Genomic DNA, 20,922 nt, shown 5'->3' with positions numbered 1-20,922 from the left:
GGCCAACGGCCCGCCCCGCCGGCGGGGCCGTGGATGGATCGATGGTCGCGGTCGGGGACGTCATTCAGCCACCATCTTGCAGGCACAAAAAAGCCCGGACGGGGAAACCGCCCAGGCTTTTTTTTTTCGGAAATGGCGCGCCCGGAGAGATTCGAACTCCCGACCGCCTGGTTCGTAGCCAGGTACTCTATCCAACTGAGCTACGGGCGCGCTGAGCCGTCAATTATCCCGACGCGCCGGTGGCGCTGTCAAATCGATGCGGTAACACAACCAGGCGACGCCCGGGCCACCCTCGATGCAAGCGCTGTACAAATCATCAGCACTGAATGGCGGAGAGAGAGGGATTCGAACCCTCGATGGAGCTTTTGACCCCATACTCCCTTAGCAGGGGAGCGCCTTCGACCTGCTCGGCCATCTCTCCGAAGGGCGCGCAGCATACCCGCTTTGCGCCGCCTGCGCAAAGCCCGTCACTCGTGCGGACTGACGGTAGCGACGGCACCCTCGCGCTCTTGCTGGATGCGCTCGTAGATTTCCGCCCGGTGCACCGGCACGTCGCGCGGCGCCTTGATGCCCAGGCGCACCTGGTTGCCCTTGGTGCCGAGCACCGTGATCTCGATGCCTTCGCCGATCACCAGCGTTTCACCGGCACGACGCGTCAGAATCAGCATAGTCTCACCCCCTTACGGTTTCCGGCGGTCACGGATCATCCCATCGACCCTGTTGCCCGTTGTCGGCGCAGGCAACCCCGCCGCGGGGCATTGCAACACAAACGACCGTTTTTTCAAACTCAGGCCTGGTCGAGACCGAACGCCTCGTGCAGTGCGCGCACCGCCAATTCGAGATATTTCTCGTCGACGATGACCGAAATCTTGATCTCGGAGGTCGAGATCATGCGGATGTTGATGCCCTCGGCCGACAGCGCCTCGAACATCTTCGCCGCCACCCCGGCGTGCGAGCGCATGCCGACTCCCACCAGCGAAATCTTGGCGATCTTGTCGTCGCCCCCGACGCTGCGCGCGCCAAGTTCCGCCACCACGCCGGCCAGCAATGCCATGGCCTGCGGGTAGTCGTTGCGGTGCACGGTGAAGCTCATGGTGGTCAGGCCGTCCTGCCCCACGCTCTGCACGATGACGTCGACCTCGATGTTGGCGCGAGCGATCGGGCCGAAGATGGCGGCGGCGACGCCCGGGCGGTCGGGGATGCCGGCCACGGTGATCTGCGCCTCGTCGCGGTTGAATGCAATACCGGAAATGAGTGGCTCTTCCACGCCGTGGTCCTCCAGGGTGATCAGGGTGCCGGGGCCGTCCTCGAAGCTCGACAGCACGCGCAGCGGCACCTTGTATTTGCCGGCGAATTCGACCGAGCGGATTTGCAGCACCTTGGCGCCGAGGCTCGCCATTTCGAGCATTTCCTCGAAGGTGATGCGGTCCAGGCGCCGCGCCCGCGGCTCGACGCGCGGGTCGGTGGTGTAGACGCCGTCGACGTCGGTGTAGATCTGGCACTCGTCGGCCTTCAGCGCCGCCGCCAGCGCCACCGCCGTGGTGTCCGAGCCGCCGCGGCCAAGGGTGGTGATGTTGCCGGCCTGGTCCACGCCCTGGAAACCCGCCACCACCGCCACCTCACCGGCGGCGAGACACGTGCGCAGGCGCTGGTCGTCGATGTCGAGGATGCGCGCCTTGCTGTGCGCGCTGTCGGTGAGGATGTGCACTTGGCTGCCGGTGAACGAGCGCGCCGGCACGCCGCGACCGGCCAGCGCCATGGCCAGCAGCGCGATCGACGCCTGCTCGCCGGTGGCGAGCAGCACGTCCAGCTCGCGCGCCGGCGGCTGCGGATTGACCGACCTCGCGAGCTTGATGAGTCGATCGGTCTCGCCGGCCATGGCCGACACCACCACCACCAGCTGGTGACCTGCGGCGCGGGCACGCGCCACGCGCTCGGCCACGGCGGCGATGCGCTCGGGACTGCCCATGGATGTCCCGCCGTACTTTTGCACGATCAGGGCCATTGCCTGTCTTGCTCCGGGTTGAGTTGAGAAGGAATCCGCCGCGTCAGGCGAGCCGCTCGCGCACCCAGTCGGCCACGCCGGCCAGCGCCGCCGGCAGCGCCTGCGGCTGGTTGCCGCCGGCCATCGCCATATCGGCCCGGCCGCCGCCCTTGCCGCCCACCTGCTGGGCGACGGCGTTGACCAGCTCGCCGGCCTTCACGCGGGCGGTGAGATCCGCGCTCACCGCCGCCACCAGGCTGACTTTGTCGCCATCCACGCCGGCCAACACCAGCACCGCGCTGCCGAGCTTGTCGCGCAGCCGGTCGGCCTGTTCGCGCAGCGCCTTGGCGTCGCCGATGTCGAGCTGCGCCGCCAGCACCTTGGCGCCGGCCACCTCGACCGCCTGATCGAGCAAGCTGTCGCCGGCCTGACTGGCCAGCCGGGCGCGCAGGCGCTCGAGTTCTTTTTCCTGTTCACGCTGGCGCGCGAGCACGTGTTCGAGCTTGTCGAGCAGGTCCGCCTCGCCGGCCTGCAAGGTGGCGGCGAGGCGCCGCAGGCGCTCGTCGGCCTGGCGCAGCCAGTCGATGGCGCCCTCGCCGGCCACCGCCTCGATGCGCCGCACCCCGGCTGCCACGGCGGACTCGGACACGATCTTGAACAGTCCGATGTCGCCGGTGCGCGCCACGTGGGTACCGCCGCACAGTTCGACGGAAAAATCGCCCAGGCGCAGCACCCGCACGCGCTCGCCGTATTTCTCGCCGAACAGCGCCATGGCGCCGGCGGCCTGGGCGTCGGCGAGCGCCATCTCGCTCGCCTCGGCCGCGGCATTGGCGCGAATCTGCGCATTGACCAGGCTTTCGATACGCGCGAGCTCGTCGGCGCTGACCGGCTTGCCGTGCGAGAAGTCGAACCGCAGGCGCTCGGCGTCGACCAGCGAGCCCTTCTGGGTGACGTGCGGCCCGAGCACCTGCCGCAGCGCCGCGTGCAGCAGGTGCGTGGCGGAATGATTGGCGCGGATGCGCGTGCGCCGGGCGGTGTCGACGCGGGCGGTGACCTCGTCGCCGACCGCCAGCGCGCCGCTTTCGAGCGCGCCGAGATGCACGTGCACGGCGCCTTCCTTGCGCGTGTCGGTGACGGCAAACGTGCCGGCCGGGCCTTCCAACACGCCGCTATCGCCCACCTGCCCGCCGGATTCGGCATAAAACGGCGTGTGGTCGAGCACCACGCTGGCCGCCTGCCCGGCCTCGATGCGCTCGACCGGCTCGCCGTCCTTGAGCAGCGCCACCACACGGGCGCGGTCCTGCTCGCGCTCGTAGCCGGTGAAGCGGTGTGCCGCCAGCGTGGCGGCATCCAGCACCTCGCCCAGGCGCAGGTCCTCGTCGGCGTGGAACTGACTGGCCGCCCGCGCCCGCTCGCGCTGCTGCGCCATGGCCTGCTCGAAGCCGTCCAGATCGAGTTCGAGCCCCCGCTCGCGGGCGATGTCGGCGGTCAGATCGACCGGGAAACCATACGTGTCATACAGCTTGAAGATCGTCTCACCCGGGATGCGCTGCCCGCCCAGGCGCTGCATGTCGCGCTCGAGAATGGCCAGCCCGTGCGAGAGGGTCTGCGCGAAGCGTTCTTCTTCCTCGCGCAGCGCGGTCTCGACCGCCGCCTGCGCCGCGGCGAGCTCGGGGTAGGCATCGCCCATGGCGTCCACCAGCGGCGCCACCAGGCGATGAAAAAACGGCTCTGTCGCGCCGAGGCGCGCACCATGCCGCGCGGCGCGGCGGATGATGCGCCGCAGCACGTAGCCGCGGCCCTCGTTGCTCGGCAGCACGCCGTCGGCGATCAGAAACGCGCTCGAGCGGATGTGATCGGCGATCACGCGCAGCGAGCGCGAGGCCAGATCCTGGGTGCCGATCACCCGCGCGGCGGCGTCGATCAGGCTGCGGAAAATGTCGGTGTCGTAGTTGTCGTGCACGCCCTGCAGCACGGCGGCGAGGCGCTCGAGGCCCATGCCGGTGTCGACCGACGGGCGCGGCAGCGGGCGCAGCGAGCCATCCGCCAGGCGCTCGTACTGCATGAACACGAGGTTCCAGATTTCGATGTAGCGATCGCCGTCGGCATCCGGCGAGCCCGGCGGCCCGCCGGCCACCTCCGGACCGTGGTCGTAAAAAATCTCCGTGCACGGCCCGCACGGGCCGACGTCACCCATGGACCAGAAGTTGTCGTCGCCCGGGATGCGCCGAAAGCGTGCCTTGGGCACGCCGATCTCGCCGAGCCAAATCTCGGCCGCCTCGTCGTCCTGCGGGTGCACGGTGACCCACAGCCGCTCGGCTGGCAGGCGCAACACCTCGGTCAAAAACGTCCAGGCAAAGCGGATGGCGTCGCGCTTGAAGTAGTCGCCGAAGCTGAAATTGCCCAGCATCTCGAAGAACGTGTGATGGCGCGCCGTGTAGCCCACGTTGTCGAGGTCGTTGTGCTTGCCGCCGGCGCGCACGCAGCGCTGAGCCGAGGCGGCGCGCCGGTAGGGGCGCTGCTCGAGTCCCAAAAAGACGTCTTTGAACTGCACCATGCCGGCGTTGGTGAACAGCAGCGTCGGGTCGCCGTGCGGCACCAGGCTGCTCGAGGGCACGATCTGGTGCCCCTGGGCGGCGAAAAAGTCCAGGAACTGGCTGCGGATGTCGGTGCTTTTCATGCGTCGTCGCTGTCGTTTTGGCCAAGGGCGGCGCGAATCTGGGCGGCGGTGAAGCCGCGCGTCATGAGCTGGCGCTGCAGACGCGCCCGCTCGGCGGCCGAAGTGGGCGGCGTACGTCCGCGCCCGCTGGCCGCCCGGCAGGCCTGATACCAGTCATCGGCGTCGACCTGCACGGCATCGGCAATGGCGTCCTCGTCCACCCCGAGCGCACGCAGCTCGGCCAGCGCCCGCAGCGGTCCGTAGCGGCGCCGGCGCAGCTCGGCCACGCGCGCCTGCGCATAGCGGACATCGGACAGGTAACCCAAATCGGCCAGGCGCTGCAGGGCCGGCGCGCAATCGGCCGGCGCAAAACCGCGCCGGGCGAGCTTTTTTGCCAACTCGGCGCGACCATGCTCGCGCCGAGCGAGCAATTTCAGTGCCTGCGCATAGGCGGCTTCGACCGGATCATCCACACCGCGCCCGCCATCAGGCCGGCGCCTCGGCCGCTCGCCGTGCCGGTAGCATCTGGGCGCGAATCTGCGCCTCGATGGCGTCCGCCAGCTGCGGGTTGGCGCGCAGGTACTCGCGCGTGTTGTCGCGGCCCTGGCCGATGCGCTCGCCGTTGTACGAATACCAGGCGCCGGATTTGTCGATCAGGCCGAGGTTGACGCCAAGGTCGATGATCTCGCCCTCGCGCGACACGCCGATGCCGTACAGGATGTCGAAATCGGCGGTCTTGAACGGCGGCGAGACCTTGTTCTTCACCACCTTCACGCGCGTCTCGTTGCCGACCACCTCTTCGCCCTTCTTGATCGCACCGACGCGGCGGATGTCCAGGCGCACCGAGGCGTAGAACTTCAGCGCGTTGCCGCCGGTGGTGGTCTCCGGACTGCCGAACATGACGCCGATCTTCATGCGGATCTGGTTGATGAAGATGACCGTGGTGTTGGAGCGACTGATGCTGGCGGTGAGCTTGCGCAGCGCCTGCGACATGAGGCGCGCCTGCAGGCCCACGTGTGAGTCGCCCATCTCGCCTTCGATTTCGGCGCGCGGCGTCAGCGCCGCCACCGAGTCGACCACCACCAGGTCGACGGCGCCCGAGCGCACCAGCATGTCGACGATTTCGAGCGCCTGCTCGCCGGTGTCCGGCTGCGACACCAGCAGGTCGGCGATGTTGATGCCGAGCTTTTCGGCATAGCTCGGGTCGAGCGCGTGCTCGGCATCGACGAAGGCCGCCGTGCCGCCGCCGCGCTGCACCTGGGCGATGGTCTGCAGCGCAATGGTGGTCTTGCCGGAAGATTCCGGGCCGTAGATTTCAATGATGCGCCCGCGTGGCAGGCCACCGACGCCGAGTGCGAGGTCGAGGTTCAGCGAGCCGGTGGAGATGGCCTCGACGTCGCGCACTGCACCCGGGTCACCCAGGCGCATGACGGCACCTTTGCCGAACTGGCGCTCGATCTGGCCGAGCGCGGCCGTCAGTGCCTTGAGTTTGTTGTCGTCCATGCTGGTTCCCGCGCTGCTGGCCGGTGCCGAAGAAATGGCCCGCATTATTCCACAGCGCACGGCGCGACCGGTGCGGGAGCGGCAGAAACGGCGCAGCGGGCCGCCGGAATGAAGCCGCCTGGATGATCGGGCTAGCCGAAAGCCCCGCCACGTCGCCATCCATGGCGACACTGGCTCTCCGTAGCGCGGGCAGGAACTTGCGAAACGTCGGACGAAAAAAACCGGGCCGCAGGGAGCACCCCCGGCCCGGGAACGCCGAAAGACCGAATCGGATCACCAGCCCGGCGCCCTGTGCAAGGGGGAAGCCAGAACGACCGAGACCGCCACCGATTCGACCACGAGCAGCGCCGGCAGCCCTGCCATCCCTGACGGACTGCGCCACCGGCTGCCACACGCCCGCCGAGGCGTTTGGCAGCGCCGTCACGCGCCGTCGCATCCTGGCGACAGCCCGACGACCACTCAGGCGGCGTTCTTAATAGCAGCGGCCATGCCAATACCCAGAAACCTCGCATCGACGCGCCATCCAAGGCCACACAGGGCGTCCCGGCGGCCCGCCCCGGCAAGGATTTTGCTGGGGGCATTGGACGAAATCGTCAACCCGCATTAGGCTTCAGGAACCCAACTTGACGATTGTGTAAACACATGAACTCACCCCAGGGCAACGTTCCCAACAACCTGTTTTATCGATGGGAGGGGGACCACAAGCATTTCCCGGACATCGAGGACCTGGCCCGCCGGCTGCGTTTCGCGCCGGCGGAAGGGCGCATCTGGCTCGACGACCGCCGCTCGATCCTGATGCGCAACAGCGCGTTTGGCAGCCTGCGGCGCGAACTACTCGAGGCGGTCGGCTTCACCCGGGCGCGCACGGTACTCAAGCGCGTCGGCTATGCCGAGGGCACGCGCGACGCCGAGCTGGCCCGGCGGGTGCGCCCGCAGGGGAACTTGTTCGACGCCTTCGCGGTCGGCCCACAGGTGCACGCCCTGAGCGGCTTCGGCTGGCTGGAGGTACTCGAGCTGCGCAGCGACCTGCCTGCCAATGCGTTTTACGGCGAGTTCCTGCTGCACGACTCGATCGAGGCCGACGCCCATATGAACACGCTCGGCGTGAGCGCAGAGCCGGTGTGCTGGACCGCCGTCGGCTACGGCAGCGGCTACAGCAGTGCCTTTGCCGGGCGCCCCATCATCGTGGACGAGGTCGAGTGCCGCGCCATGGGGCACGAGCACTGCCGCCTGGTCGGCCGCACCGTCGAGGAATGGGATCGGCACAGCCGCAAGGCGGCCTATTTCCGCCCACAGGAATTCGTCAACCGCTTCGGCAAGCCGGGCGACGACGCCGCGGATGCCACCACCGGCCCGGCGGTGGACGTGGTCGGCATCTCGGCCGGTTTCGGCGCCGCCGTGCACCTGCTCGGCAAGGCCGCCCCCACCGACGTGACGGTGCTGTTCCTGGGCGAGACCGGCGTCGGCAAGGAAGTGTTCGCGCGCATGCTGCACCGCATGGGCAAGCGCGCGGAGCGGCCGTTCGTGGCGGTGAACTGCGCGGCGCTGCCGGAAAACCTCATCGAAGCCGAGCTGTTCGGCGTGGTCAAGGGCGCCTACACCGGCGCCAGCGAATCCCGTCCCGGCCGTTTCGAGCGCGCCCACGGCGGCACGCTGTTCCTGGACGAAATCGGCACGCTGACGCTCAGCGCCCAGGCGAAGCTGCTGCGCGCCCTGCAGGAGGGCGAGATCGAGCGTGTCGGCGACAGCCAGACGCGCAAGGTCGACGTGCGCCTGCTGGCGGCCACCAACGTGGACCTGAAGGAAGCCGTCGCGCAGGGCACGTTCCGCGAGGATCTGTACTTTCGCCTCACCACGTTTCCGGTGCGCATCCCGCCGCTGCGCGAACGGCGCGACGACATTCCGCTGCTGATGCGTCACTTCCTGCACCGCTTCAGCCAGCGCCACGGCAAGCGCGTGGACGGCTTCGCGCCACAGGCCGTGGAGGCGCTGCTCAGCTACGGCTTTCCCGGCAACATCCGCGAGCTCGAGAACATGATCGAGCGCGGCGTGCTGCTGGCCGACGACGGCGAGCCGATCGGCGTCTCGCACCTGTTCACCGCCGACCAGGGCCTCGGCGCGAGCGCCACTTTCGGGCTCGATGCGCACGGCCAGCTGGCCGGCCGGCCAGGCGCCCTGAACGCGCCGCCGCACCCCGCCGACGAGCTGCGCGAACGCCTGGCGCCGCTGCTGCAGATGCGCGAGGGTCCGCTGGATGCGGTCGAGTGGACGCTGATCGATCTGGCCCTCGAACAGGCCGGCGGCAACCTCGCCCAGGCCGCCCGCCAGCTCGGCATCAGCCGGCGCCAGCTGGCCTATCGGCTCGAAAAACGCGCTGCCGGTCAGGCGCAGGCCCAGGATTCGACCGGCACGTAGTGCAGTTCGCCGTCGACGCGGCGCGCGCTCATCAGGCAAAACCCGGTCGCGGTCCAGGCGATCGGCGGCATCGGGAGCTCCTGCAGGCGGCGCGGCCGGCGCAGCAGCGTCACGTGGGCCGAAAACGGCCGCGCCGGCACCGCCACCACGTCGCGCACCGCCTGCTGCAGCGCGGCCGCCAGCGCCGCGGCGGCGGCGAGCGGCTGCAACGGCACCGCGCAGTACAGGCGCGGCCGCGGCCAGTATTCGATGCGCTCGAGCCGCACCTCGAACGGCGCCACCCGCAGACCGGCGGGAGCACGGCACACGGCCTCGACCTGGCCAGGCGCAAGCTCGCCCAAAAACAGCAGCGTGAGGTGAATGTTTTCGGGCACAACGGCCCGGCCGCCGCAGCGGCGCTCGCACCAGGCGGCCAGCCGCCCGAGCTCGGCCTGAATCGCCGGTGGTGGCAGCAGGGCGAAGAACAGGCGCTCGGTGGCCGCCATCAGGCCAGCCGTGCGGCCGCCAGCAGGGCCAGCTGCAGCGTGACGCCGGCCAGCACGCCGGCGGCGAGATCATCCAGCATCACGCCAAGCCCGCCGCCGACCTGGCGATCGAGCGCGCCGACCGGCCACGGCTTGAGGATGTCGAACAGTCGGAACAGCGCAAACCCGAGCAGGTACTGCCACCAGCCGAATGGCACCGCGAGCAGCGCAAGCGCCATGCCGATCACCTCGTCCCACACGATGGCCGGGTGATCGGACACGCCAAGCCGCTGCCCGGCGCGCGCGCAGCACCACACGCCGAGCACACTGAGCAACCCCAGCACCAGCACTGCCATGGCGACCGGCAGCCGCGTGAGCGCCGCCGCCAGCGGCAGGCCGAGCAGCGCCCCGCAGGTGCCGGGCGCGCGCGGCGCCAGGCCGGCGCCGAAGCCCAGCGCCAGCGCGCAGGCGGGATCGCGCAACAGCGCCGCGGTCGGCCGGCGCGGCCGTTCAGCGGAAGTGGTCATGACCCTTTGCCGCAACGGCATGCTCCTCGCCGGCGGTATCGACCAGCCGCAGGCCGGGCTCGGCCTCGATCCGCCCGATGCGGGTCAGCGCCAGCCCCAGCCGCTGCGCCAATTCGGGTACGCGTGCTTCATTCGACGCCGGCACGGTGAAGCACAGCTCGTAGTCGTCGCCCGCGCCGAGCAGTTCCTCGTGCGACGCCAGGGCGAGCGCGCCTTCCGGCAGCGGCAGGGCGGCAAGATCGAGCCGCGCGCCGACGCCGCCGGCCGCGCACACGTGCCCGAGATCGGCCAGCAGGCCGTCGGAGACGTCGATGGCGGCGCTGGCGAGTCCGCGCAGCGCCAGCCCCAGCGCCAGCCGCGGCTGCGGCCAATCGAGCCGCTGCGCGGCGTGCTGCGCCAGCGCCGCCGGCAAGGTGATTTGGCTGCGCCGGGCGCGCACGGCCAGCCCGGCGGCGCCCAGCTCACCGCTCACGTACACGCCATCGCCGGGCTTGGCGCCCGCGCGGCGCAGCGCCTGCCCGGTCGGTGCCTGCCCCAGCGCGGTGACACTCACCACCAGCGGCCCGCGGCAGGTGTCGCCGCCCACCAGCGCCACGCCGTGCCGGCACGCGAGATCGCTGAAACCGCGCGCGAAGTCGGCCAGCCACCCCTCGTCGGCGCGCGGCAGGGTGAGCGCCAGCAGCGCCCAGGCCGGCTCGGCGCCCATGGCGGCGAGATCGGACAAATTGACGGCCAGCGCCTTGTGGCCGAGCGCGGCGGGCGGACAGTCGGCAAAGAAATGTACGCCCTCGATCAGCGTGTCGACCGTGACCACCAATTCCTGACCGGGCGCCGGCACCAGCAGCGCCGCGTCGTCGCCCACGCCGAGCGCGACGTCGCCGCGCGGCGGGGTGAGGCGCGCGAAGTGGCTGGCGATCAGCTCGAATTCACCGGGCATGGCAGCGCCGCGGGCCTGCGCCGCGGCCGATCAGGTGGGCAGCGCGCGCTCGGCCGCGCGCAGCTCGCGCGCCAGGCGGTCCAGGATGGCGTTCACGTAGCGGTGCGCGTTCTCGCCGCCGAACTGGCGGGCCAGTTCCAGCGCCTCGGCGATCACCACCCGGAACGGAATGTCCCAGCGCGCTTCGAGCTCGTAGCAGCCGATCCACAGGATGGCGTGCTCGACCGGATCGAGCTGCGCGAGCGGCCGGTCGAGCAGCGGCGCAAGACGCCGGTCGAAGTCGCCGCAACGGCGGCCGACCTCGGTCAGCAGCTCGTGGAAATACTCGGCATCGATGTCGCCAAGATCGCGCTCGGCGAGGAACTGGCGCTCGATGGCGTCGAGGCTGTCATCGCCGCCCGACAGCTGCCATTGATAGAGCGCCTGCAGCGCGCCGCGGCGCGCCTTGGAACGGGCTCGGGACATCGGTTCACGCGCTCCGGGCGCCGATGGCGGCCAGCAGGTTGACCATTTCGAGCGCCGATAGCGCCGCATCGGCGCCCTTGTTGCCGGCCTTGGTGCCGGCGCGCTCGATGGCCTGCTCGATGCTGTCCACGGTCAACACGCCGAACGACACCGGCAGCCCGCTGCCCAGCGCCACCGCCGACAGGCCCTTGGCGCACTCGCCGGCCACGTAGTCGAAATGCGGCGTGGCGCCGCGGATGACGCAGCCGAGCGCGATCACCGCTTCCACCCGGCCAGACTCGGCCAGGCGCTTGGCGGCGAGCGGAATCTCGAACGCGCCCGGCACCCAGGCCACGGTGATGTTGGCTTCGGCCACGCCGTGCCGGCGCAGCGTGTCGATGGCGGCGGTGAGCAGGCGCTCGCTGATGAAGTCGTTGAAGCGGCCGACGACGATGCCGTAGCGGCTGTCGGCGCGGGCGGCGAGATTGCCGGAAAGATGCACGGGGGCGGTCATGGCGCGGGTCAAGTCCTCAAGGGGCCTCAAGGGCCTCGCGGGCCGCTTCGGGCGGCACGAAATCAACCAGTTCCAGACCGAAACCGGCAAGACCGTGCAGTTTACGCGGCTTGCCCATGATGCGCATGCGCCCCACGCCGAGCTGCGACAGGATTTGCGCACCGACGCCGTACATGCGCAGTTCCGGGTTCGGCTCCAGCCCCGGCACCGGCACGCCCAGATGCCGCAGCTTGTAGGCCTGCACCTCGCCGAGCAGGGTGCGGGGCAGATCGTCCGGACTGAGCAGCACCAGCACGCCGCGGCCGGCGTCGGCGATGGTGGCCAGCGCCCGGCGCACCGTCCAGCGGCCCGGCGCCTGCGCGCCCAGGATGTCGCGCAGCACGCTCGCCTGCTGCACGCGCACCAGCGTCGGCTGGTCGCGACGGATGTCACCCATCACCAGCGCCAGGTGCACCTCGCCGTGGTCGTTTTCGTGGAAGGCCACCAACCGGAAACTGCCGAACTCGCTCTCGAAACGGCTCTCGGCCACCCACTCGACCGAGCGCTCTTTTTCCACGCGGTAGCGGATGAGGTCGGCGATGGTGCCGATCTTGAGGCCGTGCGTGCGGGCGAACGCCAGCAGCTGCGGGTAACGCGCCATGGTGCCGTCTTCGTTCAGGATCTCCACGATCACCGCCGCCGGCTCGAAACCCGCCAGGCGCGCCAGATCGCAGCCGGCCTCGGTGTGCCCGGCGCGCGTCAGCACGCCGCCCGGCTGCGCGCGCAGCGGGAAGATGTGGCCCGGCATCACGATGTCGGACGGCCGCGCATCGGGCTTGACCGCCGCCCGCACCGTCGCCGCCCGGTCGGCGGCCGAGATGCCGGTGGTCACGCCCTGCGCGGCCTCGATGGAGACGGTGAAGTTGGTGGTGTTCTTGTCGTTGTTGTCGGTCACCATCAGCGGCAGGTTCAGCTGCCGGCAGCGCGCCTCGGTGAGCGTCAGACAGATCAGGCCGCGCCCGTAGCGGGCCATGAAGTTGATCGCCTCCGGCGTCACGCACTCGGCGGCGAGGATGAGATCGCCCTCGTTCTCGCGGTCGGCGTCGTCCATCAGGATGACCATCTTGCCGGCCTTGATGTCGGCGATGATCTCTTCGGTGCTGTTCAGTTGCATCGTGGCGGGACCGGGTAGCGCGTTCATTGCTTCAGAAACCCATTTTCCGCGAGAAGATCGAGATTCACCCCGCCGCCGTCGGCGCGCAGGAGCAGGCGCTCGAGATAACGCGCCAGAAGATCCACTTCGAGGTTCACCCGGCCGCCGGCGCGCAGCCCATCGAGGCTGGTGTGGGCAAGCGTATGCGGCACGATGTTGACACCAAACTCGGCGCCGGACACGGTGTTCACCGTCAGGCTCACGCCATCCACGGTGATCGAGCCCTTGGCCGCGATGTAGCGCGCCAGCGCCGGCGGCGCGCGCAGCGTGAAGCGCTCCGAGCGCCCGTCCGGACGGCGCGACAGCACCTCGCCCGCGCCGTCCACGTGGCCGCTGACGATGTGCCCGCCGAGCCGGTCGCCGACCGCCAGCGCGCGTTCGAGGTTCACCGCCTGGCCGACCGTCCAGTCGCCAAGCGTGGTGCAGGCGAGCGTCTCGGCCGACACGTCGGCGACGAAGCCGTCTGGCGTGAACGCGACCGCCGTCAGGCACACGCCGCTGACGGCGATGCTCTCGCCGAGCTTGCCGTCGGCCAGCGGCAGGCCCGCGATGTGCAGGCGCGCGTCGCCGCCGCGCCGCTCGATGGCGGCCACGCGGCCGACCGCTTGAATGATGCCGGTGAACATGCAGGGGTTCCGGGAAGCTCAGGCGCGCGCCGCCGGACGCAGGCGCAGCCGCAGATCGGGACCGAACGATAGAACGTCGAGTGGGGTGAGGTCGAGCCGATCCGCCATGCGCGTGATCGCCGGCAGCTCGCACGCCGGCCGGGCGCCATGCCCCAAAAGGTGCGGGGCGATGTAGACGATCAGCTCGTCGGCGAGGCCGGCGCTGAGAAACGCGCCCGCCAGGCGCGGCCCGGCCTCGACCAGCACCTCGTTGCACTCGCGCCGGCCGAGTGCGTCGAGCAGCGCGCCTAGGTCCACGCCGTGCGCTGCGGCCGGCAGGGCGATCAGCTGCGCGCCGACGGCGCTCAGCGCCGCTGCGGGTGCGGCGCCGGCATCGACGGTGGCGATCAGCGTCGCGCCCGGCTCGCGCAGCAGGCGCGCCGTGGGCGGCGTGCGCAGCCGACTGTCCAATACCACGCGCAGCGGCTGCGGGGCGTCCGGCACATCGCGCACCGTCAGCTGCGGGTCATCGGCCAGCACCGTGCCGACGCCGGTGACGATGGCCTGCGAGCGCGCCCGCCAGCGCTGCACATCCGCGCGCGCGGCGGGGCCGGTGATCCAGCGCGAGGCACCGTCGGCGAGCGCGCTGCGACCGTCGAGGCTCTGCGCCATCTTGACGCGCACGTAAGGCCGGCCGCTCGCCATGCGCTTCAAAAAGCCTAGATTCAGCGCCGCGGCGTCCTCGGCCAGCACGCCGCAGTCGACGGCGACGCCGGCCGCGCGCAGCTGCGCGAGACCTTGTCCTGCCACGCGCGGGTTCGGGTCCGCCATGGCCGCCACCACACGCGCCACGCCGGCGCCGATCAGCGCCTGTGCGCACGGCGGCGTGCGGCCGTGATGGGCGCACGGCTCGAGCGTCACGTACGCCGTCGCGCCGGCCGCCCGCGGGCCGGCCTCGGCCAGCGCCAGCACTTCCGCATGCCCTTCGCCGGCGCGGCGATGAAAACCCTGACCGACGAGTTGACCGCCCCGCACCAGCACGCAACCGACCAGCGGATTGGGCGCGGCGGTGTAGCGCCCGCCTTCGGCGAGCGCCAGCGCGCGGCGCATCCAGAAACGGTCGTCCATCACTCGGACGGCGGCGGCGCGGCGCGTTCGAGACGCTCCACCTCGTCGCGAAACGCGCGCAGGTCCTCGAAGCTGCGGTACACGGACGCGAAGCGCACGTAGGCCACCGGGTCCAGCACGCGCAGCTCGTCCATCACCCATTCGCCGAGTTGGCGCGAGCTGCACTCGCGCTCACCGAGGCTCAGCAACTTGCGTTTGATGCGCACCAGCACGGCGTCCACCTGATCCGAGCGCACCGGGCGCTTTTCGAGCGCACGCTCCATGCCGGCACGCAGCTTGGCTTCGTCGAACGGCACCCGGCCGCCGTCGCGCTTGACGATGCGCGGCCAGGTCAGCTCGGCCTGCTCGAAGGTGGTGAAGCGCGCCTGACAGCTCAGGCACTCGCGCCGCCGGCGCACGCGGTCGCCTTCCTCCGCCAGGCGCGAGTCCACCACCCGGGTGTCGGGCGCGGCGCAGAACGGACAGCGCACCGGAGGTTACCTGTCGGGATGGCGAAAAAACCCGTTCATGGGCTTTTTCGCCTCGCCGCAGCGCGGCACGCGCCCGCGCCGCGCTGCGTGCGTCAGGCACTTGCGTGCCGGACTGGCCGGCCGGTTTTTCACCAGCCCGCTAGTCGCCATACACCGGGAACCGCCGGCACAGCGCCAGCACCTGCGCCTTGACGCGCTGCTGCACGGCGGTGTCGTCGAGGTCGTCGAGCACGTCGCAGACCCAGCCGGCGAGCGCGCGCACCTCGGCCAAGCCGAAGCCGCGCGTGGTCGCGGCCGGCGTGCCGATGCGGATGCCGCTGGTCACGAACGGGCTTTGCGGGTCGCCCGGCACGGCGTTCTTGTTGACGGTGATGTTGGCGGCGCCGAGCGCCGCCTCGGCCGCCTTGCCGGTCAGGCCCTTGTCGATCAGGTCGACCAGGAACAGGTGATTGTCGGTGCCGCCGGAAACCACCTTGTAGCCGCGCTGCATGATGACCTCGGCCATGGCGCGGGCGTTGTCGACCACCGCGCGCTGGTAGTCCCGGAAGTCCGGCTGCAGCGCTTCCAGGAACGACACCGCCTTGGCGGCGATGACGTGCATCAGCGGCCCGCCCTGACCGCCCGGGAATACCGCCGAGTTGAGCTTCTTCTCGATTTCCGGGTTGGCGCGCGCCAGGATCAGGCCGCCGCGCGGGCCGCGCAGCGTCTTGTGCGTGGTCGACGTGGTGACGTCGGCGATCGATACCGGGTTCGGGTACAGGCCCGCCGCGACCAGGCCCGCCACGTGCGCCATGTCCACCACCAGATACGCGCCGACGGCGTCCGCGATGGCCCGAAAACGCTGCCAGTCCATGGCGCGCGAGTAGGCGCTGAAGCCGGCCACGATCACCTTCGGCCGGCACTCGCGCGCCAGGCGCTCGACCTGCGCGTAGTCGATGAGACCGGTGGTGACGTCGATACCGTACTGCACGCCGCGGTAAATCTTGCCCGAGAAGCTGACCGGCGCGCCGTGCGTCAGATGCCCGCCGTGGGCGAGGCTCATGCCGAGCAGCGTGTCGCCTGGCTCCATCAGCGCCATGAACACCGCCGCGTTGGCCTGCGAGCCCGAGTGCGGCTGCACGTTGGCGTAATCGGCACCGAACAGCTGGCGCGCGCGCTCGATGGCCAGGCGCTCGGCCACGTCCACGTACTCGCAGCCGCCGTAGTAACGGCGCCCGGGGTAGCCCTCGGCATATTTGTTGGTGAGCTGCGAGCCCTGCGCCTCGAGCACGCGGGGGCTGGCGTAGTTCTCGGAGGCGATCAGCTCGACGTGCTCCTCCTGCCGGCGCGCCTCGTTTTGCATGGACTGCCACAGTTCGGGGTCGAAATCGGCAATGGTCTGGGCGCGACTGAACACGGGCATCACTCCGAGAAAGGCATCGACGCCGGCGGCGCAAGGCGCCACGCGCACGATGACCGAGGGCGGGCGGTTAGTTTATCAGGCCACCCGCAAGGGGTTTGCTACCATCGGCGCCCCGACCGACCGTGCCGCACCGTGACGCTGACCGACCCCGCCGCGCTCGCCGACCTGCACGCGCGCATCGACGCCGCCTGCCAGCGGCTCGACGTGGACGGCGCCGCACAACTGCCGGACCCGGCCGAGTGGGCCATCCTGCCGCACCACGACGACGACCGGGCGCTGTTCGAGGAGCTGTGCTTTCACATGTTCGCGGCCGGCTTCTCGCGCGAGGTGGTGCGTCAGAAATGGCCGGCCACGCGCGCGGCGTTTGCCGGCTTCGAGGTCGCCGAACTGGCCGGCTGGGACGAGACGCGGCTGGCGCCGCTCCTCACCGACCGGGCGCTGATCCGCAACCGGCGCAAGCTGGCATCGGTGCTCCACAACGCCCGCGTGGTGCAGGCGCTGGCCGCCGAACACGGCTCGTTCGCGGCCTGGCTGCACGGCTTCCCCGCCGACCAGCTGCACCGCCTGCACGCGGAAATCGCCCGCCGCTTCGCCAGCGTCGGCCCGAGCGCTGGCGAGTGGTTTCTGCTGACCTCGGGCTTTCCGTACTACTTCAAGACCGACCACGCGCAGCGGCTGCTGCGGCGCCTCGGCCTGCTGCCGGCGCGCGCACGGGCAGACGACTTCAACGCCGTCATGCAGGCCGTACACCTTGCCAGCGGCGCCAGCCGCTGGACCATCAGCGCGCAGATGTTCCGCTTCGCCAGCGGCTTTCACCTGCGCGAGGGCATCTGCCAGGACGCGCCGCGCTGCCCGAAATGCCCGCTGTGGGACTACTGCGACTATTTCAATCAGGCACCGACGCGCGGCTGAGAGCTTGTGAATTTTTCAAGCTCCGAGGCCGGCCAGGGATGGCCGGACGCGAATCGAGCCCGTAAGGGCTCGATTCGCGGGAGCCCGTCCGGGCGTGTACCGGACGGGCGACGCAAGAAATGCGCAGCACGCGCATTTCTTCACAAACCCTGAGAGCTTGTGAATTTTTCAAGCTCTCAGCCGTCGCTGCGCCCCAGCAGGCCGTCGAAGATGCCCTGATTCTCGTCGTCCGGCGCCGGCTGGGCGGGAGTTTTTGCGGTATCGGCAGCCGGCACCTCGGCCGCGCCGCCCTCGACCGTCTCGTACTGACGCGCTTCCTCGGTCTTGACGAAACTCGCCAGATCGCGGCGCTTGGCCTTTTTGCGCTTCTCCTCGCCACCACCGAGCAGGCGCGCCAGACGACTGCCGGATTCTTCAAGCTCGGCCGGCACCTCGACCGTGGTGCGGGTGCTGGCGGTCAGCAGGTTTTTCTCGCGCGCGCCGGGCACCGGCACCACGTCACCTTCCACGCGCGCCAGCCGGTCGCCGTCGAACACCAGCGTCACCACGCGCTGCTCGCGCGGGCCGTAGCCTTTGCGCTCGGTGTACACGTAGTCCCAGCGATCCGGCCGGAACGGATCGAGCAGCTGCGGCGTACCGATCAGGGTACGCACCCGCTCGCGGTCCATGCCCAACTGCAGGCGCGCCAGCATGGCCGCATCCACCACGTTGCCCTGGCGGATGTCGATGCGGTAGGGCGCCAGGGCCGGGATCAGTGGCCGGCCGTCGGCCGCATCGGGCCGGCTGCCGGCACAGCCGGCCAGCAGGGTGACGACGGCCGCAGCCGGCAATAGACGGTACATCACAGGGGTGTTCCGGGCGGAGAGACCCGGCACGACTGCCGGGAAGGCGAAGGCGCGGCTAGTTTACAATGCCGCGCACTGCGGGCAGGGATGCGTGATGCCGGACTCATCCACGCGCGGCCAGCGCTCCTGCCGGCACTTCCCTGCATGCCAGCCAGAGAACGCCCATGGCCAACAGCAATGCCCTTCGCAAAGCCGGCCTGAAGGTCACCACGCCACGCCTGCGCATCCTCGAGTTCCTGGAGACCAGCGAGCAGCGGCACGTCACCGCCGAGGACGTCTACCGCGCCCTGCTGGGCACCGACGAGGAAGTCGGCCTGGCCACCATCTACCGCGTGCTGACGCAGTTCGAGCAGGCCGGCATGGTGGTGCGTCATCACTTCGAGAGCGAACGGTCGGTGTTCGAGCTCGGCACCGGCACCGGTCCCTGCCACCACGATCACCTGGTGTGCGAGCGCTGCGGGGCGGTGCTGGAGTTTCGCGACGACGCCATCGAGGCGGCCCAGCAGCGCGTGGCCGCCGAGCGCGGCTTCAAGGTCACCGACCACAGCCTGTACATCCATGGCGTGTGCGCCAAGTGCCAGTGCGAGGCGGCCGAGCAGGGGCGGTGATCAGGCCGCGTCAGCCGATCCGTCCAGGCGCAGCATCACCGCGATCTCGTCGCAGCGGTTGAACTTGTAGCACTTCACGCACACCTGCCAGACCTTCTCCGGCAAGTCGTCCTTGCTCACCACCTCGAAACCCAGGCGCGCGAAAAAGCCCGGCACGTAGGTAAGCGCCATCACGCGCTTGAGGCCGACCGCCCGCGCCTGCTCGAGCAGCGCGCGCGTCACCCGCTCGCCGAGCCCCTGCCGATGGAACGCCGGCGCCACCGCCAGGCTGCGCACCTCGCCCAGGTCCGGGCCCATGATCTCGAGCGCGCCGACCGCCGCCAGCACGCCGTCGCGCTCGGCTACCACGAAATCACGCACGTGCCGCACCAGGTTTTCCTGCGTGCGCGGCAGCAGGTTGCCGGCGGCGGCTTGCTCGCGCAGCAGGGCATGGATGGCCGGCACGTCGGCAAGACGCGCCGCGCGCAGCGCGACGACGGGTTCGGGCATGGGTTCAGTCCTGCTGCGCGGCGGTCAGCATTTCGGCGGCATGGGCACGCGTGCGCTCGGTGATGTTCAGGCCGCCCAGCATGCGCGCCAGCTCGTCCACCCGCGCCGCCGCGGGCAGATGCTCGACCGCGGTGGTCGTGCGTGCGGCGTCGGAGCGCTTGGACACGCGCAGGTGCTGATGCGCCTGCGCCGCCACCTGCGGCAGGTGGGTGATGCACAGCACCTGCCGCTCGGCGCCGAGCCCGCGCAGCAGGCGGCCGACCGTTTCCGCCACCGCGCCGCCAATGCCGACGTCGACCTCGTCGAAGATCAGCGTCGGGATGTCACCCTGCGCCAGCGTGGCGGCCTGGATGGCGAGACTGATGCGCGACAGCTCGCCGCCGGAGGCGACCTGCGCCAGCGGCCGCGCGCCGTCGCCGGCGTTGGCTTCGATGCGGAACTCGACCCGCTCGGCGCCGTACGCGCTGGCCTCGCCCGGCGCGAGCGCCAGCAGCGCCGCCTCGAAGCGCGCGCCCGGCATGCCAAGGCGACCGATGGTGTCGCTCACCACCTCGGCCAGGCGCTGCGCCGCCGCCCGGCGGGCGGTCGTGAGCTGCGCGGCGGCGGCCTGGTAGCGCTGCCAGGCGGCGCGCTGCGCCTGCTCGAGCGCGGCGCGGCCGGGGCCGGCGGCGTCGAGCGCGGCCAGTTCCGCCTGCACGGCGGCTTCGAGCGCCGGCAGCGCGTCGGGCGTCACCTGATGCTTGCGCGCCAGCGCCAGCACCGCCGCCACGCGCTGCTCTAGCCACTGCAGGCGCGCCGGGTCCACCTCGAGCACGTCGAGGTAATGGCGCAGCGCCGAGCCCGCCTCGGCCACCTGGGCGAGCGCGCCGTCCAGCAGCGTGAGCGGCTCGGCCAGACGCGCGTCGAAGCCGGCCAGGCGCCGCAGGTGACCGGCCGCCTGCGCCAGCAGCCGGTGGACGCCGGCGCCATCGTCGTCGAGCGCCTGCAGCGCCGCCGCGCTGCCCTCGGCCAGCGCCTGGGCGTGGCCGGCGCGGCGCAGTTCGGCGTCGAGCTGCGGCCACTCGTCGGCGCCCAGCGCCAGTGCGGCCAGCTCGTCGGCCTGAAAACGCAGCAGCTGCAGACGCTCGGCGCGACCGGCGGCGCTGCGCTCGGCGTCCTCGATGGCCCGCCCGGCGGCCTGCCAGGCATCGAACGCCGCCGCCACCTCGGCCAGCAGCGGCCCGGCGCCGGCGAAGCGATCCAGCAGGGCGCGCTGCGCGGCCGGACGCAGCAGCGCCTGGTAGGCGTGCTGGCCGTGGATGTCGACCAGGCGTTGGCCGAGCTCGCGCAGCCGCCCGGCCGCCACCGGGCGGCCATTGACGAAGCTGCGCGAGCGGCCGTCGGCGCGCACGGTGCGCCGCAGCACGCACTCGTCGCCGGCGTCGAGTTCGTTGTCGGCGAGCCAGGCCCGCGCGGCCGGCACGGCGGCTACGTCGAACACCGCCGTCACTTCCGCCTGCTCGGCGCCGGCGCGGATGGCGTCGGCGCCGGCCCGCTCACCGAGCGCCAGCAGCAGCGCGTCCACCACCAGCGACTTGCCGGCGCCGGTCTCGCCGGTGAGTGCCGTCAGGCCCGTCTCGAACTCCAGCTCGGCGGTCTCGACGATGGCGAAGTTGTCGATCCGCAAACCAACCAGCACGTCAGCCTCCCCAGTGCAGCTTGGTGCGCAGCAACTCGAAGTAGTCGTAGCCGGGCGGGTGGATCAGGCGCAGCGAGCGCTGGCGGGCACGGACCAGCACCCGGTCGCCGACATCCAGCGGCAGACTGTGAGATCGGAAGAGCGTC

General features: G+C 70.8%; 21 protein-coding genes and 2 tRNA genes. 3 read left to right on the top strand and 20 right to left on the bottom strand.

The window, feature by feature from the left end; all coding sequences use genetic code 11:
- Nucleotides 1-133 precede the first annotated feature (133 nt).
- The 7 genes from PHC73_RS02310 to recA form a co-directional block, all read right to left on the bottom strand.
- Nucleotides 134-210: transfer RNA gene (locus PHC73_RS02310), tRNA-Arg, on the bottom strand.
- 117 nt (nt 211-327) lie between these two features.
- Nucleotides 328-421: transfer RNA gene (locus PHC73_RS02305), tRNA-Ser, on the bottom strand.
- Between the two features lie 46 nt (nt 422-467).
- A complete protein-coding gene (csrA, locus tag PHC73_RS02300) occupies nt 468-668 on the bottom strand; it encodes a carbon storage regulator CsrA (protein WP_300123953.1) in 201 nt (66 codons plus the stop codon).
- A gap of 119 nt (nt 669-787) precedes the next feature.
- Nucleotides 788-2,005 carry an aspartate kinase gene (locus tag PHC73_RS02295; protein WP_300123951.1) on the bottom strand — a complete coding sequence of 406 codons (1,218 nt, stop codon included), beginning with the start codon at nt 2,003-2,005 and terminating at the stop codon, nt 788-790.
- A 43-nt stretch (nt 2,006-2,048) separates the two neighbouring features.
- A complete protein-coding gene (alaS, locus tag PHC73_RS02290) occupies nt 2,049-4,664 on the bottom strand; it encodes an alanine--tRNA ligase (protein ID WP_300123949.1) in 2,616 nt (871 codons plus the stop codon).
- A complete protein-coding gene (locus PHC73_RS02285; RefSeq protein ID WP_300123947.1) occupies nt 4,661-5,116 on the bottom strand; it encodes a regulatory protein RecX in 456 nt (151 codons plus the stop codon). Before PHC73_RS02285 ends, alaS begins: the two co-directional genes overlap by 4 nt.
- A 13-nt stretch (nt 5,117-5,129) precedes the next feature.
- Complete coding sequence (gene recA, locus PHC73_RS02280) at nt 5,130-6,146, bottom strand: recombinase RecA (RefSeq protein ID WP_300123946.1); 1,017 nt, start codon at nt 6,144-6,146, stop codon at nt 5,130-5,132.
- Nucleotides 6,147-6,788: 642 nt separating this feature from the next.
- On the opposite strand from recA, the gene PHC73_RS02275 reads away from it, so the two are divergent.
- Nucleotides 6,789-8,561 carry a sigma-54-dependent Fis family transcriptional regulator gene (locus PHC73_RS02275; RefSeq protein ID WP_300123944.1) on the top strand — a complete coding sequence of 591 codons (1,773 nt, stop codon included), beginning with the start codon at nt 6,789-6,791 and terminating at the stop codon, nt 8,559-8,561.
- Here the strand turns inward: PHC73_RS02275 and thpR are convergent.
- From thpR to glyA, 10 genes are all read right to left on the bottom strand, one after another.
- Nucleotides 8,528-9,046, bottom strand: a complete 519-nt coding sequence (gene thpR, locus PHC73_RS02270; RefSeq protein WP_300123943.1) for an RNA 2',3'-cyclic phosphodiesterase — start codon at nt 9,044-9,046, stop codon at nt 8,528-8,530. The genes PHC73_RS02275 and thpR overlap by 34 nt on opposite strands.
- Nucleotides 9,046-9,552 (bottom strand): phosphatidylglycerophosphatase A, encoded by a 507-nt coding sequence (locus tag PHC73_RS02265; protein WP_300123942.1) that lies wholly within the window; start codon nt 9,550-9,552, stop codon nt 9,046-9,048. Before PHC73_RS02265 ends, thpR begins: the two co-directional genes overlap by 1 nt.
- Nucleotides 9,536-10,489 carry a thiamine-phosphate kinase gene (gene thiL / locus PHC73_RS02260; RefSeq protein ID WP_300123941.1) on the bottom strand — a complete coding sequence of 318 codons (954 nt, stop codon included), beginning with the start codon at nt 10,487-10,489 and terminating at the stop codon, nt 9,536-9,538. Before thiL ends, PHC73_RS02265 begins: the two co-directional genes overlap by 17 nt.
- A gap of 30 nt (nt 10,490-10,519) precedes the next feature.
- Nucleotides 10,520-10,954: a transcription antitermination factor NusB gene (gene nusB, locus PHC73_RS02255; protein WP_300123940.1), complete on the bottom strand. Its 435-nt coding sequence runs from the start codon at nt 10,952-10,954 to the stop codon at nt 10,520-10,522.
- 4 nt (nt 10,955-10,958) lie between these two features.
- A complete protein-coding gene (gene ribE, locus PHC73_RS02250; RefSeq protein WP_300123939.1) occupies nt 10,959-11,447 on the bottom strand; it encodes a 6,7-dimethyl-8-ribityllumazine synthase in 489 nt (162 codons plus the stop codon).
- A gap of 16 nt (nt 11,448-11,463) precedes the next feature.
- On the bottom strand, nt 11,464-12,600 hold the full coding sequence (gene ribBA / locus PHC73_RS02245; protein WP_300123938.1) for a bifunctional 3,4-dihydroxy-2-butanone-4-phosphate synthase/GTP cyclohydrolase II: 1,137 nt from the start codon (nt 12,598-12,600) through the stop codon (nt 11,464-11,466).
- Nucleotides 12,601-12,623: 23 nt separating this feature from the next.
- On the bottom strand, nt 12,624-13,265 hold the full coding sequence (locus PHC73_RS02240; RefSeq protein WP_300123937.1) for a riboflavin synthase: 642 nt from the start codon (nt 13,263-13,265) through the stop codon (nt 12,624-12,626).
- 18 nt (nt 13,266-13,283) lie between these two features.
- Nucleotides 13,284-14,372 (bottom strand): bifunctional diaminohydroxyphosphoribosylaminopyrimidine deaminase/5-amino-6-(5-phosphoribosylamino)uracil reductase RibD, encoded by a 1,089-nt coding sequence (gene ribD, locus PHC73_RS02235; RefSeq protein ID WP_300123936.1) that lies wholly within the window; start codon nt 14,370-14,372, stop codon nt 13,284-13,286.
- Nucleotides 14,372-14,842 (bottom strand): transcriptional regulator NrdR, encoded by a 471-nt coding sequence (gene nrdR / locus PHC73_RS02230; RefSeq protein ID WP_300123935.1) that lies wholly within the window; start codon nt 14,840-14,842, stop codon nt 14,372-14,374. Before nrdR ends, ribD begins: the two co-directional genes overlap by 1 nt.
- Nucleotides 14,843-14,981: 139 nt before the next feature.
- A complete protein-coding gene (gene glyA / locus PHC73_RS02225) occupies nt 14,982-16,238 on the bottom strand; it encodes a serine hydroxymethyltransferase (protein WP_366949781.1) in 1,257 nt (418 codons plus the stop codon).
- 138 nt (nt 16,239-16,376) lie between these two features.
- Between glyA and PHC73_RS02220 the strand changes: the two genes are divergently transcribed.
- Nucleotides 16,377-17,156 (top strand): DNA-3-methyladenine glycosylase I, encoded by a 780-nt coding sequence (locus PHC73_RS02220; protein WP_300123933.1) that lies wholly within the window; start codon nt 16,377-16,379, stop codon nt 17,154-17,156.
- 176 nt (nt 17,157-17,332) lie between these two features.
- Here the strand turns inward: PHC73_RS02220 and bamE are convergent, their stop codons facing one another.
- Nucleotides 17,333-17,998: an outer membrane protein assembly factor BamE gene (gene bamE / locus PHC73_RS02215; RefSeq protein WP_300123932.1), complete on the bottom strand. Its 666-nt coding sequence runs from the start codon at nt 17,996-17,998 to the stop codon at nt 17,333-17,335.
- Nucleotides 17,999-18,165: 167 nt separating this feature from the next.
- Here bamE and fur point away from each other — a divergent pair, with 167 nt between their 5' ends.
- Nucleotides 18,166-18,609 carry a ferric iron uptake transcriptional regulator gene (gene fur / locus PHC73_RS02210; RefSeq protein WP_300123931.1) on the top strand — a complete coding sequence of 148 codons (444 nt, stop codon included), beginning with the start codon at nt 18,166-18,168 and terminating at the stop codon, nt 18,607-18,609.
- On the opposite strand, the gene PHC73_RS02205 is transcribed toward fur, so the two are convergent.
- Together PHC73_RS02205 and recN are read right to left on the bottom strand one after the other, a co-directional pair.
- Nucleotides 18,610-19,098, bottom strand: a complete 489-nt coding sequence (locus tag PHC73_RS02205; RefSeq protein ID WP_300123930.1) for an N-acetyltransferase — start codon at nt 19,096-19,098, stop codon at nt 18,610-18,612.
- A gap of 4 nt (nt 19,099-19,102) precedes the next feature.
- Nucleotides 19,103-20,776 carry a DNA repair protein RecN gene (gene recN / locus PHC73_RS02200; RefSeq protein WP_300123929.1) on the bottom strand — a complete coding sequence of 558 codons (1,674 nt, stop codon included), beginning with the start codon at nt 20,774-20,776 and terminating at the stop codon, nt 19,103-19,105.
- Nucleotides 20,777-20,922: the final 146 nt, after the last annotated feature.

Origin of the sequence: Immundisolibacter sp. (assembly GCF_028696615.1) — a bacterium.
In the GTDB taxonomy this organism is placed as follows: Bacteria; Pseudomonadota; Gammaproteobacteria; order Immundisolibacterales; family Immundisolibacteraceae; genus Immundisolibacter.
Note: the sequence above shows the minus strand (reverse complement) of the source record. Positions and strands in the feature narration are given on the sequence as shown.